The organism is Pseudovibrio sp. Ad13 (genome assembly GCF_001623225.1).
Lineage (GTDB): Bacteria > Pseudomonadota > Alphaproteobacteria > Rhizobiales > Stappiaceae > Pseudovibrio.
This window is the reverse complement of record NZ_LMCC01000004.1, coordinates 163115-181310: the sequence shown is the minus strand read 5'-3', so window position 1 is coordinate 181310 and position 18196 is coordinate 163115. Positions and strand designations below refer to the sequence as shown.

16 protein-coding genes are annotated in these 18196 nt (G+C 52.7%); 4 read left to right on the top strand and 12 right to left on the bottom strand.

The features are described 5' to 3' along the window. Positions 1 to 2: 2 nt before the first annotated feature. The 11 genes from PsAD13_RS05585 to PsAD13_RS05535 form a co-directional block, all read right to left on the bottom strand. On the bottom strand, positions 3 to 878 hold the full coding sequence (locus tag PsAD13_RS05585) for a phytanoyl-CoA dioxygenase family protein (RefSeq protein ID WP_063291341.1): 876 nt from the start codon (positions 876 to 878) through the stop codon (positions 3 to 5). A 250-nt stretch (positions 879 to 1128) separates the two neighbouring features. Beyond that, the gene (locus tag PsAD13_RS05580) at positions 1129 to 2349 is read right to left on the bottom strand and encodes a phosphopentomutase (RefSeq protein WP_063317513.1); all 1221 of its coding nucleotides are present in this window, start codon (positions 2347 to 2349) and stop codon (positions 1129 to 1131) included. Between the two features lie 99 nt (positions 2350 to 2448). Further along, entirely contained in the window at positions 2449 to 3765 is a 1317-nt protein-coding gene (deoA, locus tag PsAD13_RS05575) for a thymidine phosphorylase (RefSeq protein ID WP_063317512.1), read from the bottom strand. 1 nt (position 3766) lies between these two features. Continuing rightward, positions 3767 to 4546: a deoxyribose-phosphate aldolase gene (gene deoC / locus PsAD13_RS05570; protein ID WP_063317658.1), complete on the bottom strand. Its 780-nt coding sequence runs from the start codon at positions 4544 to 4546 to the stop codon at positions 3767 to 3769. 14 nt (positions 4547 to 4560) lie between these two features. Beyond that, on the bottom strand, positions 4561 to 5367 hold the full coding sequence (locus PsAD13_RS05565) for a purine-nucleoside phosphorylase (protein ID WP_063286755.1): 807 nt from the start codon (positions 5365 to 5367) through the stop codon (positions 4561 to 4563). 2 nt (positions 5368 to 5369) lie between these two features. Further along, positions 5370 to 5774 (bottom strand): cytidine deaminase, encoded by a 405-nt coding sequence (gene cdd, locus PsAD13_RS05560; RefSeq protein WP_063291339.1) that lies wholly within the window; start codon positions 5772 to 5774, stop codon positions 5370 to 5372. An 11-nt stretch (positions 5775 to 5785) separates the two neighbouring features. Next, on the bottom strand, positions 5786 to 6754 hold the full coding sequence (locus PsAD13_RS05555) for an ABC transporter permease (protein ID WP_057464188.1): 969 nt from the start codon (positions 6752 to 6754) through the stop codon (positions 5786 to 5788). A 10-nt stretch (positions 6755 to 6764) separates the two neighbouring features. Continuing rightward, the gene (locus PsAD13_RS05550; RefSeq protein ID WP_063306320.1) at positions 6765 to 7868 is read right to left on the bottom strand and encodes an ABC transporter permease; all 1104 of its coding nucleotides are present in this window, start codon (positions 7866 to 7868) and stop codon (positions 6765 to 6767) included. A 61-nt stretch (positions 7869 to 7929) separates the two neighbouring features. Beyond that, complete coding sequence (locus tag PsAD13_RS05545) at positions 7930 to 9468, bottom strand: ABC transporter ATP-binding protein (protein ID WP_063286845.1); 1539 nt, start codon at positions 9466 to 9468, stop codon at positions 7930 to 7932. A gap of 306 nt (positions 9469 to 9774) precedes the next feature. Next, positions 9775 to 10773 carry a BMP family ABC transporter substrate-binding protein gene (locus tag PsAD13_RS05540; RefSeq protein ID WP_082830530.1) on the bottom strand — a complete coding sequence of 333 codons (999 nt, stop codon included), beginning with the start codon at positions 10771 to 10773 and terminating at the stop codon, positions 9775 to 9777. Between the two features lie 69 nt (positions 10774 to 10842). Continuing rightward, complete coding sequence (locus PsAD13_RS05535; protein ID WP_244271720.1) at positions 10843 to 11775, bottom strand: sugar-binding domain-containing protein; 933 nt, start codon at positions 11773 to 11775, stop codon at positions 10843 to 10845. A gap of 728 nt (positions 11776 to 12503) precedes the next feature. Here PsAD13_RS05535 and PsAD13_RS05530 point away from each other — a divergent pair. The 4 genes from PsAD13_RS05530 to hrpB all read left to right on the top strand — a co-directional run bounded on the left by PsAD13_RS05530 (position 12504) and on the right by hrpB (position 17630). Next, complete coding sequence (locus PsAD13_RS05530) at positions 12504 to 13328, top strand: DUF1194 domain-containing protein (RefSeq protein ID WP_208860247.1); 825 nt, start codon at positions 12504 to 12506, stop codon at positions 13326 to 13328. A 261-nt stretch (positions 13329 to 13589) separates the two neighbouring features. Beyond that, positions 13590 to 14018, top strand: a complete 429-nt coding sequence (locus tag PsAD13_RS05525; RefSeq protein WP_063286753.1) for a methylglyoxal synthase — start codon at positions 13590 to 13592, stop codon at positions 14016 to 14018. A gap of 14 nt (positions 14019 to 14032) precedes the next feature. Then, the gene (locus PsAD13_RS05520) at positions 14033 to 15076 is read left to right on the top strand and encodes a glucokinase (RefSeq protein ID WP_063317511.1); all 1044 of its coding nucleotides are present in this window, start codon (positions 14033 to 14035) and stop codon (positions 15074 to 15076) included. A gap of 100 nt (positions 15077 to 15176) precedes the next feature. Beyond that, positions 15177 to 17630 (top strand): ATP-dependent helicase HrpB, encoded by a 2454-nt coding sequence (hrpB, locus tag PsAD13_RS05515; protein ID WP_063317510.1) that lies wholly within the window; start codon positions 15177 to 15179, stop codon positions 17628 to 17630. A 53-nt stretch (positions 17631 to 17683) separates the two neighbouring features. Here the strand turns inward: hrpB and bfr are convergent, their stop codons facing one another. After that, a complete protein-coding gene (gene bfr / locus PsAD13_RS05510) occupies positions 17684 to 18169 on the bottom strand; it encodes a bacterioferritin (RefSeq protein ID WP_054784322.1) in 486 nt (161 codons plus the stop codon). Positions 18170 to 18196 lie beyond the last annotated feature (27 nt).

Sequence of the window (18196 nt, the reverse complement as noted above, 5' to 3'; positions counted from 1 at the left end):
TCTTAAAATCCGTGCATTGGCTTGTCTTTAGCCCGAACAATCCAGTTGTCATCCGACCATTTTGCCGTTCCGTCTACCATATGTACTGCATAGGCATGGCGGGACTTATCAGAGCGGTTCGGAGCAGATTTGTGCGGCACAAGTCCGTGAAGGATAACAAGGGTCCCTTTGGGGGCAACAAGTGGCGCCGCATCATCTGCAGATTTTTCGAGTGGGGTTTCGTCTAGGGTCTCCATCACAAGGCCTTCGCCGTTGTAATGGAAGCGTTTGCGAAGCGGTCCTTGATGACCACCTGGAACGCCATACAAACCACCGTTGGTTTCATCCGCATCTTCCAAAGCGAACCAGAAGCCTGTGCAGGTCAACGGCGCTGTGTGGAGGAATGTGGAGTCCTGATGGTTGTTTACTTCTCCGCCGATGTGAGGCGGTTTGAAGATGTACATGGACTGAGCGAGCAGTGGCTCTGTCAGTCCGATATCTTTGGCCACGCGTTCCATTTTCGGGGAGCGTGAAAACTGTTCAAACACAGGATCATAGTCATGCAGGGCATGGCCGACTTTGTTCAGTGCCTGATGTTTGTCTTTGGTCAGAGCACCATTTTCGTCAAATGCTTCTGCCTCGAAGAAGAAACGGATTTTATCACCACTTTCACGGAAATAAGCGTCCTTCGCATGCGTCTGCGCATTGGTCTCAAACACGGACGCGACTGTTGACGGGTCAAACTCGTCAATCAGGTGAGCCATGCGTGCTTTCAACTGATCGCACTCTTCCGGCGATGCAAATCCTTCAAGAACGAGGAAGCCGTCCTCTTCAAACGCCTGCTTCATCTCAGGCGTTAAGCTTCCATCTTGCTGTGCAGTAAACGTGCGAGCCTGCATGCTGCATTCCCCTCTCATGTAACACGACGGATGCCTCTCCCAGCATCCTCAGAGCATGTCGCGTTCCTTTAAAGTCACGCATCATGCCCCAACATTTTTATTGGAGTGAATTCTTGCCGCTTGATTGTGTCCAAACAAACGGAACGCACTCTAACAATTGCAAATCATAGGCAATTCAGAAATATATCGCGGTACACTAAACCGGGCAAACGATGCTTGCCCGGCTTATTTTCAAAATTCCCTACTGGATCTACAGAAAACTATTTCCGTTTTCGCCAGCTGAAATTCCAAGATGTTTGGCAACGGACTCGCCCATATCAGCGAAAGTCGGGCGTTTTCCGATGTTGGAACCCTTCTCGCCTTTCACCAGAGCCAGTACAGGAACATGCTCACGTGTGTGGTCTGTGCCTTTCCAGGTTGGGTCACAACCGTGGTCGGCAGTCAGAATGAGCAGGTCGCCGTCGTTCATCTTTTCGATCATCTCTGGCAGACGCTTGTCGAAGTGTTCCAGAGCTGCGGCATAACCTGGCACGTCACGACGGTGACCGTAGAGCATGTCAAAGTCAACGAAGTTGGAGAACACGAGGTCTCCGTCTTTCGCCAAATCCATTGCTTCCAACGTGCGGTCAAAGAGCTGATCGTTGCCAGCACCCTTCAGCAGTTTGGTGATGCCTTGTGCTGCGTAGATGTCGGAGATCTTACCGACAGCAATCACCTGACGGCCAGCATCTTCCAAACGATCCAGAACTGTTGGAGCCGGTGGCAGAACAGAGTAGTCGCGACGGTTTGAAGTCCGCTCGAAGCCAGCTTCAGCAGAACCCTCAAACGGGCGGGCAATCACACGACCGATGTTGTATTCGTCTACCAGCGTGCGGCATTTCACGCAGAGATCCAGCAGGCGCTCAAGGCCAAAGCTCTCTTCGTGCGCAGCGATCTGAAGAACACTGTCTGCAGAGGTGTAGATGATTGGCTTGCCGGTTTTGACGTGCTCTTCACCGAATTCCTCGATGACAACAGTGCCAGAACCGTGCGTCAGACACAGAACACCTGGCAGTTCACCAACTTCGATGATCTTTTCGATCAACTCAGCAGGGAATGACGGGTTTTCATCCGGGAAGTAGCCCCAGTCGAATGTGACTGGTACGCCAGCAATTTCCCAGTGACCGGATGGTGTGTCTTTGCCGTTGGAAACTTCAGCAGCAAAACCCCAATGGGATTCTGGCGTGCCGGAGAAATCCAGACCTTTAATGTCTTTACCAGTGGATGCACGAGCGGCAGCACCCAGTCCAAGACGATCCATGTTTGGCAAGGAGAGAGGACCGCTGCGCAGACCTTCTTTATCGCCTTTACCTTCTGCACATGCATCGGCAATGTGACCAAGGGTGTCGGAGCCGACATCGCCAAACTTGTCAGCATCGTCGGCTGCGCCGATACCGAAGCTGTCGAGTACACACATAATTGCGCGTGGCATTCGCGTTTCCTTAGTTTTTGGAGGACAGCTCTCAATCAGATAATTGTCTGCTCAAAAGAGGTGAGAGGCTGTCCTGCCAGTTAATTATTGCTGCGCAGATTAAGGCGCAATACGGTCACGGATTGTGTCGAACTCTTTAACGTCCGCTGCAGAACCGAAGGTGTAAGCATCACGCAGAACTTTCTCTGCACGCTCTACCTGATCTTCGGTGTGTGCGTGGATGACGGCGATTGGAGTTTCGCTGTCTACGGACGTGCCAACACCAGCGATGTCTGTGAGACCTACAGCAGGATCGATTTCGTCCGCTGCGGCACGACGACCACCACCAAGTTCAACAACCGCGAGACCAACTGCACGTGCATCAACACCAGTCACCAAAGATGCTTCTGGCGCATGAACTGCGCGCTGGATCGGAGCCTTTGCAAGGTATGCTTCCGGCTTCTCCATGAAGTCGTTTGGACCGCCGAGTTCACCGACCATCTTGCCGAAGAGTTCAGCTGCCTTACCAGAGGTAAAGGCTTCTTCCATCTTCTTCTTACCGTCATCAACGCTGTCAGCAAGACCTGAGTTGGCAAGACCTTCTGCACCAATTGCAACGGTCACATCCCACAGACGATTGTCAACGTGGGTGCCTTTCAGGAAGTCTACAGCGTTCTGAACTTCGATCGCGTTACCAGCTGCAGATGCCAGAGACTCGTTCATATCTGTGAGCAATGCGGTGGTTTTAAGACCTGCACCGTTTGCAACAAGAACGAGACTTTCAGCCAGAGCTTTCGCGTCTTCGTAGTTCGCCATGAATGCGCCGGTGCCCCACTTAACGTCGAGAACCAGAGTTTCAAGGCCAGCCGCCAGCTTCTTGGAGAGGATGGACGCGGTGATGAGATCAATGCTCTCAACAGTCGCGGTCACGTCACGGATACCATAGAAGCGCTTGTCAGCAGGTGCGAGGTCGCCAGTCTGGCCGATGATCGCACAACCAACTTCACGAACAACCTTGCGGAACAGTTCGTTGGATGGTTTTGCGGAGTAGCCCGGGATGGTTTCCAGCTTGTCCAGAGTACCGCCGGTGTGGCCGAGGCCGCGGCCGGAGATCATTGGAACAGCAGCACCGTTTGCAGCAAGTGCAGGCGCAAGCATCAGAGAAACGTTGTCGCCAACACCACCCGTGGAGTGCTTGTCAACGACTGGTGCGCCGATGTCGGACCAGTCAAGAACGTCACCGCTGTCACGCATGCCGAGTGTCAGTGCAACACGCTCGTCAACACTGAGACCCTGGAAGAACACGGCCATTGCCAGAGCAGCAACCTGTCCTTCGGTTACGCTGTTATCAGTGATGCCCTTTACAAAGAACTGAATTTCTTCAGCTGTCAGGACTTCGCCTTCACGTTTCTTACGAACGATTTCTTGAGGAAGCATATCAGTAGGTCTCTTTAGTGTCGTTATCACGGCCTTCGATGCCAGCGAGCACTGCATCAAGCAGGCCACTTGCGCCGAAACGGAACGTTGCTGAGGATACCCAGTTGCTGCCCATCAAGTCGTCAGCCAGTTTCAGGTAGTCAGCTGCTTCTTCTACAGTGCGCACACCACCAGCTGGCTTGAAGCCAACAACACGGTGATCTTCCTTGGAAGTTTCACGCAGTACGTTGAGCATGATTTCCGCAGCTTCGAGAGTTGCGTTGACTTCTACTTTACCTGTTGAGGTTTTGATGAAGTCTGCGCCCTGTGCAATTGCAATTTCAGAAGCCAGGTGGATCAGACGAGGATCCTTCAGCTCACCGGTTTCAAGGATAACCTTGAGCTGTGCTGGAGCAGGAATTGCGCCACGAACCTGTTTGATCTGATCTTCAGCGAAACCACGACGGCCTTCTGCGAATGCGCGATATGGCATGACGAGATCAACTTCGTCCGCGCCGTCAGCAACAGCCTTTTTGGTTTCTTCGATCACTGCTGCAGTGTCTTCACCACCAGCGGGGAAGTTCACAACAGTCGCGATGCGAACTGGAGAGTTCTTCAGAAGCTCAGCAGCCTGCTTTACAAAGCGAGGCCAGATGCAGATGGCTGCAGTGTGACCGTAAGGTGTAGTTGAGCGCTCAATAAGTGCTGCTACATCTTCTGCAGTGCAGTCATCATTCAGGTTGGTTAGATCGATAAGTCCTAGAGCACGCTTTGCTATTTCTTTTGTTGATGCTTCGGTCATTTTGCCAGTTTCCTTCAAGCCATGTTTTTGAGGAAGGCACGCAAAATCTTTTTGATCTTGGCCGCTCCGAGCGGGGCCATTTCCTTGGTTTCATCATGAGAGAGGCCGTGGGCTTGTAGGCCAGCTCCCATATTGGTGATGGTGGAGATTGCTGCGACGCGCATGCCGAGGAAGCGAGACATAATCACTTCCGGTACGGTGGACATGCCAACGGCATCAGCACCGAGCACCTGAGACATACGAATTTCTGCCGGAGTCTCGAAAGACGGGCCGGAGAACCACATGTAGACGCCCTCTTCGAGGTCTTCACCAGTTTCAGCAGCTGCTTTTTTGAGCTGCTCACGAAGCTCTGGGTCGTATGCGGCGGAAAGATCGAGGAAACGGCTCTCGTCTTCTTCGCCGATGAGCGGGTTCAGACCAGACCAGTTGATGTGGTCATTGATCAGCATTGGAGAACCCGGCTTGATATTTTCACGCAGGGAGCCTGCAGCGTTGGTTGCAACGATTGTGTCACAGCCAAGTGCTTTGAGGGTCTCAAGCGGAGTGCGCATCACGGATGGGTTGCCGCTCTCATAGTAGTGTGCACGACCGGACAAAATAACAACCGGGACACCTTCCAGAGTGCCTGCAACCAGCTCACTTGCGTGCGCGGTAACAGAAGAAACAGGGAAACCGGTGAGACGGTTGTAAGACACGCGAACCGCGTCTTCCACTTCGTCAGCCAGAGAACCCAGACCAGAACCGAGGATCATCCCAACTTTATAATCACCTGGGCGAGCAGCGCGTACAATTTCCGCTGATTCCTTACCAAATCCGCTCATAATCAATCCTCAATCTGTTCATTCAATTCAAAGCCAGCAGGCAGCAGTTCTTCCATGGTGAAGGTTTTACGCAGACCTTCGAGGTTGGCTACATGGATCTTGATCTGCTTGTTGCTTGCAAATTCAGAAAGTTTTTGACGACACCCACCGCATGGTGTGCACAGCGCGGCGTCTGCCAGCACTACAACTTCGTTGATCTTGGTGGAGCCACCGCGGATCATTGCCGCGATTGCTCCGCCTTCAGCACAGGTGCCTTCCGGGTAGGCGCCGTTTTCGACGTTACACCCGGAGACGACTTTGCCATCAGAGGTGAGCAATGCAGCGCCCACCTTGAAGTTGGAGTATGGCGCATAGGCGGTTTCTCGTGCCGCCTTTGCTTCTTCAAAAAGCTTGTCAAATGCGCTCATTATTATTGTCCTTATGTACGCTCTTTAACATATGGGATACCAGATGCTTTCGGTGGGATTGCGCGACCGATAAAGCCGGCAAGAAGAACCACAGTCAGCACGTAAGGCAGAGCCTGGAAGACCTGAACAGGCACTTCACCAATTCCAGGAATTTCCTGGCCCTGAAGACGGATTGCCAATGCATCTAGGAAACCAAAGAGAAGGCAGGTGAACATGGCGTTCACTGGCTTCCACTTTGCAAAGATAAGAGCTGCCAGAGCAATAAAGCCCTTGCCCGCACTCATATCTTTAATAAATCCGGCGCCCTGAGCAACAGACAGGTAAGCACCAGAGAACCCGCAGAGAATACCACAAATGATTGTCGCACGGTAACGTAGCAGTGTTACTGATAGACCTGCTGTGTCAGCTGCGGAAGGGTTCTCGCCTACTGCGCGAAGACGCAGACCAAAGCGGGTTCGGAAAATGATCCACCAGGTCAACGGTACGGCAGCGAAAGATGCATAAACCAGAATGTTGTGACCAGAGATCAGATTGGCATAGATCGGACCCAGCACAGGCACGTTTGCCAGAGTGTCGGCGAATGGCAGCGTGAGGCTTTCAAAGCGGGTTGCCGGAGACAAAGCCGGTGTTCGTCCACCTTGAGAGAACCATGCCTGACCCAGCAATACGGTCAGACCAGCTGCAAGGAAGTTGATCGCCACACCGGAAACCACCTGGTTGCCGCGCTGGCTGATAGATGCGTAACCGTGCACCAATGCCAGCATAACGGAAACCATGATACCCGCCAGAAGGCCGATCCACGGGCTTTGGAAGACGTAGGCTGCGGCAGCGGCAGCAAAAGCTGCGCCGAGGATCTTACCTTCCAGACCGATATCAACGATACCGGAGCGCTCTGAAAACAGGCCAGCAAGGCACGCAAACAGAAGAGGAGTTGACAGGCGGAATGTGCTGTCGAGAACAAGAATGATTGTGTCTAACATGTCCGTCTCCCTATGCTTCTGCTGTGCTTGATGAGAAGCGATCGAAGAACGCTACAACTGCTGGGCGGAACATATGCTCAAGAGCACCAGCGAAGAGAATAACCAGGGCCTGAATGACCACGATCATGTCGCGTGAGATTGTTGGGATTTCGAACGCCAGCTCTGCGCCGCCCTGATAGAGCAGGCCAAAGAGCATGGAGGCGAGAATAATCCCGATCGGATGCCCTCGTCCCATCAGCGCGACCGCGATACCAACGAAGCCTGCACCACCTGCGAAGTCGAGAAGCAAGCGTGTCTGCTCACCCATCACAACGTTGATGCCCATCAAACCAGCAAGAGCACCGGAAATCAGCATGGTTACAACGGTAATGCGAACCGGGGAGATACCAGCGTAGGCTGCTGCATCCGGGTTTGCACCGAAGCTGCGGATTTCATAGCCAAGCTTGGTGTGCCAGATCAGAAGCCAAACCACCACGCAAACAGCGAGAGCGAGGAAAAACGCCAGGTTCACAGGAGACTGACCGAAGTCGAAGCTTGTGAAGACGTTTCTGAGCAGTGGAAGCTGACCGCCAGCCTCGAAGTTACGAGAGGATGGGGACATCGTGCCCTGAGGGATCAGGATGTTAGACAGCAGGTACACCATCAACGCGGATGCGATGAAGTTGAACATGATCGTCGTAATAACGATGTGAGAGCCGCGCTTTGCCTGCAGGTAACCCGGAATGAATGCCCAGGCTGCACCGAATACAGCACCACCGATAATCGCGAATGGGAACGTCACCCACCATGGAACAAAGCGGTCCATGGCAAGGCAGACCAGAGCGATACCCAGGCCGCCGACATAGGCCTGACCTTCACCACCAATGTTAAACAGACCAGCGTGGAAAGCGACTGCCACAGCCAGGCCCGTAAAGATAAAGTTGGTTGCGTAGTAGAGGGTATAGCCAAAGCCTTCACCGTAACCCAGCGCGCCCCAGACGAGCCATTTAACGGCTTCGAATGGATCTTCGCCAATTACTACAACGACCAAGCCAGAGATGATAAATGCAGCGAGCAGGTTGAGGGCCGGTAAAACACCGTAGTCAACCCAACGAGGAAGTTGCCCCTTACTCATTTCTGTGTTCCCCCAAATGTCAGGTCAAAGCAAATTTTGTTGTTAAACAGGGAGTTCATGATCATTCTGCTGCCTCTTGATTGACACCAGCCATGAGAAGACCAAGATCCTGCTCTGTTGCTTCTGGCCCGCGTTCACCAACCACGTTGCCATCAAACATGACAATGATGCGGTCGGAGAGTGAACGAATTTCTTCAAGCTCCACGGATACAAGAAGGACAGCTTTGCCCTGTGCGCGCATGTCCATGATCCGGTTGTGGATGTACTCAATCGCACCGATATCAACACCGCGTGTCGGCTGACCGATCAGAAGAACGTCCGGGTTGCACTCAATTTCACGTGCCAGAACGATTTTCTGCTGGTTACCGCCAGAGAACTTTGCAGCTGTCATTTCGGTGGTTGGAGGGCGAATGTCGTACTTCTCGATGCGTTCCTTAGCTTCCTTACGGATTGCATCTTTATTGAGGAACATACCTTTTGAGTACTTCGGTTCGCGATGGTAACCGAGAATGGAGTTCTCATACTCTGCGAACTTGTTGACCAGCCCCATCCGGTGGCGATCTTCAGGTACGTGGCTCATTCCCTTGGTGCGCATTTCAGCTGCATTATGTGCCGCTGAGAGATCCAGCGTCTCGCCTGACAGCTCCATCTTGCCGCTTTCGGCGCGGGTGATGCCGGAAAGAGCTGCGAGGAGTTCAGACTGACCGTTGCCGGAAACGCCTGCGATACCAAGAACTTCACCTGCACGCACTTCGAAGGAAACATCCTTCACGCGCATCACGCCGCGATCATCCCGAACGTTGAGGCCTTCCACTTTGAGGAGAGGCTTGCCAACTTCGACTTCAGGCTTGTCCACTTCCAGAAGAACACTGCGGCCAACCATAAGTTCAGCCAGTTCTTCCATGGAGGTTTGAGCAGTTTTGCGAGAGGCCACCATTTCACCACGACGCATCACGGACACCGTATCGGTTACATCCATGATCTCACGCAGTTTGTGGGTGATCAGCAGAACTGTTTTACCCTGATCGCGCAGTACGCGAAGAATGCGGAAGAGGTGATCTGCCTCAGACGGTGTCAAAACACCAGTCGGCTCATCAAGAATGAGAATGTCTGCGCCGCGGTACAGAGCCTTCAGGATCTCTACTCGCTGCTGCAAACCAACTGGCAACTCACCCACGACTGCGTCCGGGTCAATTGTCATGTCGTATTCGTCTGCCAAACGCTTAAGTTCGCGACGTGCGTTTGCTACACCATCTTTCAACAGTGCGCCGCCCTCAGCGCCAAGAATAACGTTTTCTAGAACTGTGAATGGATCGACGAGCATAAAATGCTGGTGCACCATACCGATGCCCTGCGCAATCGCGCTCTTCGAATCAGGAATAGTGGTTGTCTTGTCATCGATCTTAATTGTTCCGCTATCGGCATGGTAAAAACCGTAGAGGATCGACATCAAGGTGGATTTGCCCGCTCCGTTCTCCCCAATGATGCCGTGAATGGACCCTTTTCCTACAACAAGGTCAATGTCCTTGTTTGCTTGAACAGGCCCAAAACTTTTACTAACGCCAATTAACTCGATGGCAGGTACATTGCTTTCAGCCACTGTTGCCCGGCCTTTCTGGTCTATCAAATCAATAACTTGCGCATCAATCTCGTTCTTGCTTTCGAAGTACACCGTTTCAAAAGCGTTGCCCCACCCCCAGGAGAAGCAGAGAACAGATCCCAATGCAGTTATCCTCGTTTCCCCTTCAACCTTCGCTCCCAAAGGCTGAAAACTCTACTCGGGCTACAGGGGCGCAAGTCCCTCATAAATCCCTTCAAGACCGAAAGTCTGGAAGGAGTGGTCGTTCCGAAGAACCACCGTAAGCGAAAATGCCCACACCAGATAGTGCGGGCACTTTCCATTAGATTAGAACGGACAGGTAGAATCCACCATGTAATCGTGAACTTCTACTTTGCCAGAAATAATATCCATCTTTGCCTGTTCAACTGCAGACTGCATTTCTGCTGTGATGAGAGGCTTGTTATACTCGTCGTAAGACCAGGAAACACCATTCTCAGCAAGGCCGAGAACTTCAACACCTGAAGTCCACTTGCCTTCTTTAGCATCTGTCAGCGTCTTATCGACAGCAACATCTACTGCTTTGATCATGGAAGTCAGAACAGAACCCGGATGCAGGTGGTTCTGGTTGGAATCCACACCGATACCCAGCTTGCCTTCATCTGCAGCTGCCTGAAGAACGCCAGTGCCGGTCAAGCCTGCTGCGTGGAACACAACATCTGCGCCACGCGCGAACTGTGAACGAGCAAGTTCACCACCCTTGAGTGGGTCAGTCCATGCTGCGCCGGTGGTTCCGGTCATGTTTTCGATGATTTCAATGTCAGGCTTCGCGTATTTCGCGCCCTGCTTGTAACCACATGCAAACTTGCGGATCAGCGGAATGTCCATACCGCCAACAAAACCGATGGTGTCGGATTCAGTTGACATTGCAGCCAGAAGACCAACGAGGAATGAACCTTCACCTTCTTTGAAGACGATGGAACGCACGTTTGGCAGGTCTACAACGGAATCAACAATTGCGAAGTGCGTGTCAGGAAATTCCTTAGCAACTTTCTCCAGTGCAGCTGCCTGAGCGAAACCAATCGTGATGATTGGATCGAGACCACGTCGCGCGAAGTTACGCAGAGCCTGTTCACGCTGAGATGGATTCTGGATCTCAAAATCGCGGAACTTGATGCCTGTGCGTTCTTCGAACTGCAACGCGCCTTTGTAAGCTGCTTCATTGAAAGACCGGTCATTACGACCGCCGAAATCATAAACGACTGCGGGCTTGAAAGTTTCTGCCATAGCTCCAGTCGTCATGACTGCTGCTAAAGCAACTGCACCGAGGATTGTTGTGGTTTTCACGGTTTCTTCCTTATTATATCTTCCCGTAGAGCGGAAAGGACTCTCCCTTAAGAAGAACAGACTCCCAACTTATGTCGTTGCTTCGAGCTCGTTCTCTTTCAGCAGGCCAGCGAGTTCTCTGGCCAAAACCTCATCGATGATCAGATCCTTGATGATGCCGGTCGCCAATGCTGCCAGTGTTGCTTTCGCCTTGCGGTAACCGCCAACGATCGCGACAACATGCGCCTTGCGGACGTCATCAAAGTGCAATCCAACTGCTTTTTCGTTTAGAGAACAGGCCACTTCGTTGCCGTCAATGTCGACAAAGCGGCCCATCACGTCAGAACACGCGCCGCTTTCCAGCAGCTCTTCACGTTCTTCAGAGGTAATCAGCTTGCGTTGTACAAGGTGGCCTTCCTTCTCAACGGACCCGATGCCGATGATGAAGAGTTCTGCGGCCTTCGCTCTTGCGAGCAGCTCCTGCACAGCGCCCTGAGACACAAAAGTGTCTCTTTCTGCTTTGGTTTCAGCAATATAAGGAACAGGAAGATAGAAACCTTCACCACCTGTCTTCGCACATAGCTGCTGCACAACATCATACGGGTTGGCAGAAAGACGACGGGTGAGCGAGCCGGATACGGACAGCAGCTCAAGCTCAGGAAGGTGAACACGAGGCATTGCCTCGATGGTGGACTGGAGCGTGCGCCCCATGCCTACGCCAATGCGCTTAGGTGGATTCGTTGTAAAAAGTGAATGAAGGTATTGGCCAGCAAAAGATGAAACTGCCGTGAAAGAGTCTGTTTCGTCACCGCTGCCAAGATCCGGAGCAATAAAGCAATTTTCCAGATTCATTCGCTTACAGAGAAATTGTTCTAATTCAACGCATTCAGAAGGCCGGGCTTCGATATGAAATTTTATCAAGCCTTCTTTTTGAGCATGTGCTATTAGGCGATGAACTTTTGCAGGAGAAACCCCAAGGCGGCCAGCAATCTCTCCCTGAGTGCTTCGGCCAATGAAAGACATCCAAGCGGCCCTAATGGCCAAAGATGTGGTCCATTCGTCTGCCTTCATGGTCTAGCCTCTTATATTCCTATATGGCTTTCTGGAAATACCTCCAGAATCCATTCCCAATTTTCCTACCGAAATGCTCAGTTTCAGAGCTTCTGAGCACTCCCCCAAATCAGAGAAGAATATTTCTTCACCTCGTGAGAAATATTTCAACCACACATTTGCATTAGGTGAAACGGAAGGTCAAGGAAATAAACTGCGCGATTTGCAGAATCTTATTGCTAGCTAACTAAACCACTGTTTTTGCCATACTAATAAAATCAAATAGTTTCAATTCAAGTACTTGCGGAAATTACTTAGGTTACGACTCACGTCTCAGGTCAAATTTGCAAAGCGATCATGAAGAAATTAATCAACTTTATGTAACAATTGATCAACTCTCAATATTTGTAAAATAAACAAAATATTTTCAACGCACTAACTGGCACAACATTTGTCGCCGCAAAATCTTCAGATTGCGTTTACTGGCAAATCAAACAGTTATTTTCCGCTGAGCCAGCTTAATACAACCCTATATATATCAATGCTAGTGAATGGTCTTCCACATTCATGGATGACCGTGGGAATACTATGGATGTAACCTGTTTTCGTTAGCTCAGTGCCGATTGCAGCAAAACAAAAAAATTGAGGCGGGGAGGTCCGTGACCGGGACACCCTGAACCTTGCAAAAAAGGAGGCTGAAAATGCGGCCCATGTGCACAAAACCCCTCACTGCGATTGCGGGCGCATTCGCACTTGGTGGTTTCTTGTTTTCTACCCCCATCCTGGCAACTTCCAATACTCATGCATCTTTGAACTTCGATATGTCCAAGGAGGTGGACCTTGAACTGGTTCTGGCCGTGGACATTTCTCAAAGCATGGATCCAGAGGAACAGCGCATTCAAAGAGAAGGGTATGTTGCGGCACTGACATCTGACGAGGTGCTTGATGCGATCAAATACGGCCCCATCGGTCGCATTGCTGTTGCCTACATGGAGTGGGGTGGCAAAGACGAGCATTTTGTTGTTGCGGACTGGACCATTATTTCGGACGAGGCAACTGCGGGTAAGTTTGCAGGTAAAATTGCCGAGGCCCCCTTGCGCCGTGTACAGCGCACTTCCATCTCCTCCGCGCTGACGCAGGCGGTCAATCTGGTCATCGCGAACGAATACAACGGCATGCGTCAGGTCATCGATATCTCCGGCGATGGTCCGAACAATCAGGGCAGTGCTGTCACCGAAGCGCGTGATGCTGCGATCGCGCAGGGTATGACAGTCAACGGTCTGCCTTTGATGCTGAAGGAAGAGAGTATTTCGTGGCAATCCATGCTGCATCTGGACCATTACTATGAAGACTGTGTCATTGGTGGGCCTGGGGCGTTTTCAATCCCGGTCCGCTCCAAGGAAGGCTTCAGTGATGCCATCCGCATGAAACTTGTGCTGGAGATTGCCGGTCTTGTCGATGACAAACCCAAATTCATCCGCGCCAAGTCACGCAGAGATATGGTCATGTGCTCTTTGTTTGACTGATGCTGCTGGCTCCGAAATGTTTCGGAAACCTGTGTATGACCTGCTGCCGTTTGTCGCCGCTCAGATATCAGGCACAAACGGCGCAAGTTGACTCTTTCAAAGCCTGTCAAGACGCGCTAAAGGATAAGTAATCCCAAGAGACTTAGAGCATGCCGTGCACAGTTTCAGGCAAGCTCTAAGTTTTTGTTTCTGCGTGTCCCTCTCCGAAAAACGGAACCACCTTTCAGGGATGCGCTCCAGCGACGTGTTGACGGAGCCCAAATGACCGAGCGTAGAACTCTCGCCCTTATCGCCCATGATGCAAAAAAAGACGAAATGGTCGCGTTTGCCAAATTGCACGAAAGCAAACTCGCTGACTATAAGCTCTTTGCGACGGGGACAACGGGTGGCCGTATTCAGGATGCATGCCCATCTTTGGATGTAGAACGCATGAAAAGCGGCCCGCTTGGTGGTGACCAGCAGATTGGTGCAATGATTGCTGACCGCGCCTTGGATGGCCTGTTCTTCTTCGTCGACCCCCTCTCCCCAATGCCGCATGATGTGGATGTGAAAGCATTGATGCGTCTGGCGCTGGTCTACGATATTCCAATGGCGTTGAACCGCAGTACAGCAGACATCATTTTGCGCTCTGCACGTTTAGCGGGACTTTCCACTTCCTCGCAAACACCAGAAATTTCCAGCCAACAATAAAGTCACTCTTATAAATGCTGCACTCTGCTCCGCTTACAAGAAACCTACCCTACCCGGTCCTTGTCGCTGACATCGGCGGCACGAATGCTCGCTTTGCGTTGATAGAAGGCCCCAATGAGCCAACCAAGCTTTGTGGTCAGGAAGGAACGAAGGCGCATGCAACCATTCAGGATGCCATTCGCGCCGGAGTTCTGGAACAAGGCTACGCTGCGCCACGGTCTGCGGTGCTGGCTGTTGCTGCTCCCGTTTCCAGCGACCGGATCGCCCTGACCAATGCAAGCTGGGTGATTGAGCCTCCCGCTCTCATCAAAGAGCTTGGTCTGGAACAGGTGGTTCTTCTCAACGACTTTGAGGCACAGGCCCTTGCCTTGCCATCCCTATCTCCAGTCGATCTGGATCAGGTGGGCGGCGGCGTGGCTGAGCAGAACGCAACCAAGTTTGTTGTTGGTCCGGGCACTGGCCTTGGTGCTGGTGCGATGATCCGCTCCTGCGGAAAATGGATTCCGGTTCCCGGTGAAGGCGGCCATGTTGAGCTTGGTCCGCTGAGTGAGGAAGAATACCGCATCTGGCCGCATATCGAGCGCATTGGCGGGCGTGTTGGTGCTGAGCAGGTTGTCTGTGGTGCCGGCCTTGTGCGCCTTGCTAAAGCTGTGCTGCAGGCTGATGGGGTGCATCGTACCTATGAGAAGCCATCGGATGTGCCTTTAGCGGCGGATGATGGTGATGAAGTTGCGCAAAAAGTGCTGCGATTATTCAGTGCTGCACTTGGCCGTGTTGCGGGAGATTTCGCGATCACCAATCTTGCGCGCGGCGGTGTGTATCTGGCGGGCGGCATTCCGCCAAAGATTTCACATTGGCTGCATGGTGGTGAGTTTCGGGCTGCTTTTGAGGCCAAAGCTCCGCATGAAGGTATCATGAAGTCTATTCCGACTTACATCATCACGCACAAAAGCCCTGCCCTTGAAGGTCTTGCGGCTTATACCCGCGCACCTGATGAGTATCTTGTGGATCTGACGGGCCGTAGCTGGCACCGCAAAGATGCCAAGACTACAGATTAGCCTTGTGCTTAAATTCCAAATTGACTGGAAGCAGCTTTGCATAGATTAAGGTCTGGGGAGCTGCTTTCTCTTTTTTGACGCCTACTTTTTTGCGGAGCCCATGACGTCATCCTCTTTGCCAATCGAAGCGATCCTGCCGGACTTGCTCTCTGCTCTTGAGCAAAACACCAATGCGGTTCTTGTTGCCGAGCCGGGTGCGGGTAAGACGACCCGTGTGCCACTCGCCCTGCTGGATGCTCCATGGCGAGACGATGGAAAGATCCTCGTGCTGGAGCCTCGGCGCCTTGCAGCGCGTGCTGCTGCGCGACGAATGGCGCATACGCTGGGTGAGAGCGTTGGCGAGACGGTTGGTTATCGTGTGCGCATGGACAGCAAGGTTTCAGGCAAAACACGCATTGAGGTGGTGACGGAAGGTGTCTTCACCCGCATGATCCTTGATGATCCTGAGCTTTCCGGTGTGGCTGCCGTTCTCTTTGATGAATACCACGAGCGCTCCATGGACGGGGACCTTGGACTTGCGCTTGCTTTGGATGTTCAGGAAGCTTTGCGCGATGACCTGCGCATTGTACCGATGTCTGCAACACTGGATGCGGCTGAAGTTTCCAAGCTTCTGGATGATGCACCAATCCTGAAGAGTGAAGGCCGGCAGTATCCGGTTGAGACGCGTTACATTGGCCGCGATCCGCGAGGAAGGCTGGAAGACCAGGTGGCGCGGGCTGTTCGTTCAGCCTTGGCTGAAGAGACAGGCTCTGTGCTTGTATTCTTGCCGGGTCAGGGTGAGATCAAGCGCACGCAATCCTTGCTGGAAGGACGCGTTGCTGCTGATGTGAGCATTGCTCCTCTTTATGGCGCTTTGGATAGTAAGGCGCAGGATCTGGCTGTTCGTCCTGCCAAGCCCGGTCAGCGGAAAGTGGTGCTGACCACAGCCATTGCGCAGACATCCCTGACTATTGAGGGCGTGCGTATTGTGATTGATGCGGGTCTTTCCCGTGTGCCGCGTTATGATCCGCAAACGGGTTTGACGCGCCTTGAAACCGTGAAGGTTTCTCGTGCAACTGCAGAGCAGCGTAAAGGGCGCGCGGGCCGTGTGGAATCGGGCATTTGTTATCGACTTTGGGAAGAAGCGCAGACGAAGGCCCTGCCTGCTGCTGAAAAGCCAGAGATTTTGGAGAGTGATCTTTCCGGACTGGTGCTTGATGTCGCCAATTGGGGTGTTTCTGATCCCGCTCAGCTGAAGTTTATGACACCGCCGCCTGCTGCTGCCTGGTCTGAGGCTAAAGAGCTGCTGGAAGAGCTCGACGCGCTGGATGCAGATGGCGGACTGACCAAAGCTGGGCGTGACCTTGCCGGACTGCCGCTGCACCCTCGTCTCGGGCACATGCTGATGCAAGCCTCACAAGAAGGACAGGCCGAGCTGGCATCGCTGATTGCCGTGATTATTGGTGAACATGGTTTGGGCGGTCGCTCGACTGACCTGCGAGATCGCTTGCGCCGATTGATGCAAGACCAGAGCCCACGAGGCAAAGAGGCACGGGCGCAGGCCAAGCGCTGGGTGAAGCTTGTTGGCGGACGCTCCTCTGAGCGTGCCAACTTTGAAGATGCCGGCGATATTCTAAGCCTTGCCTATCCTGACCGCATCGCACAGCAACGCGGTGCACGAGGAAGTTTCCGCCTTGCCAATGGGCGTGGAGCCCAGCTGGAAGAGAGCGAGGCGCTTTATGCCGAGAAATTTCTGAGTATTGCTGAAGTGACCGGTACAGCAGCTCGCGCACGCATTTTGCTGGCTGCGCCGTTTTCCTTCAATGAACTCGAAGCCCGCTTTGCCTCTCACATCCGAGAGAAGGAACAGGTCCAGCTGATGCCAGATGGCACCATCAAGGCGGTCCGGCAGCGGGTCCTTGGCAAACTGGTGCTGAACGAGAAAAAAATCTCTGATCCCGATCCAGAAGCGATTGTTGATGCACTGCTTGAACAGATTGCCCGTAAAGGCGCGGCCCGTTTGCCATGGAGCAAGGATCAGTTACGCTATCGCGGACGGGTAATTTATCTGCGCGAGACTGCTGGGAAAGAGTGGCCGGACTTGAGCGATAAGGCTCTGAGTACAGACTTTGAGTGGCTGCGTCCGTTTCTGGCAGGGAAGACGGCGCTGTCTCAAGTGAGTGCGGGCACGTTGGGGGACGCGCTTGCAACGCTGGTTCCGTGGGAGTTGAGTTCGGAGCTGGACAATCTGGCCCCCTCACACTTTGTCGTGCCCACCGGATCGCGCATTCCGATTGATTATGATGGCGAGCAAGGGCCGATGCTTTCCGTTCGGGTGCAGGAGTTGTTTGGCCTTGCGGAGCACCCTAGCATTTGCGGTGGGAAGGTTCAGCTGGTGCTGCAACTGCTCTCCCCTGCTCAGCGGCCTATTCAGATCACCAGGGACCTGCCTGGATTCTGGCAAGGGTCCTGGGCGGATGTGAAGGCTGATATGAAGGGGCAGTACCCAAAACACCCGTGGCCTGATAATCCGCTGGATGCAGAAGCCACGCGCCGGGTGAAACCGCGCAAATAAAAAGCCGAAGAGCATAACGCTCTCCGGCCTTCTAAAACTCGTAGGTGAAAAGCTTATTCGCCTTCGTTTGCAGGAGTTGCCTGCAGCAGGCCGTAGCGCTCGACGCCAATCTTTTCCAGAAGTTCCAGCTGGGTTTCGAGGAAGTCGATGTGACCTTCTTCGTCTGCCATCAGGTCTTCAAAAAGCTTCATGGTGACGTAATCACCTTCGTCACGGCAAACTTCGCGTGCTTCTTTGTAAAGAGCACGAGCGGAGTATTCACCTGCCAGATCGCATTCAAGGCATTCCTTGAGGTCCTGACCGATGCGCAGCGGATCGAGTGTCTGCAGATTCGGGTGACCTTCGAGGAAAATGATACGCTCGATCAGTTTATCGGCGTGTTCCATTTCCTCAATGGATTCTTCACGTTCTTTTTTTGCAAGCTTTGTGAAGCCCCAGTCTTCAAGGAGACGGTAGTGCAGCCAGTATTGATTTACTGCGGTCAGCTCGTGGCGTAGAGCCTTGTTGAGATATTCCAGTACTTTAGGTTCACCCTTCATGTCACTCTCTCCTTGACAAATTGAGGT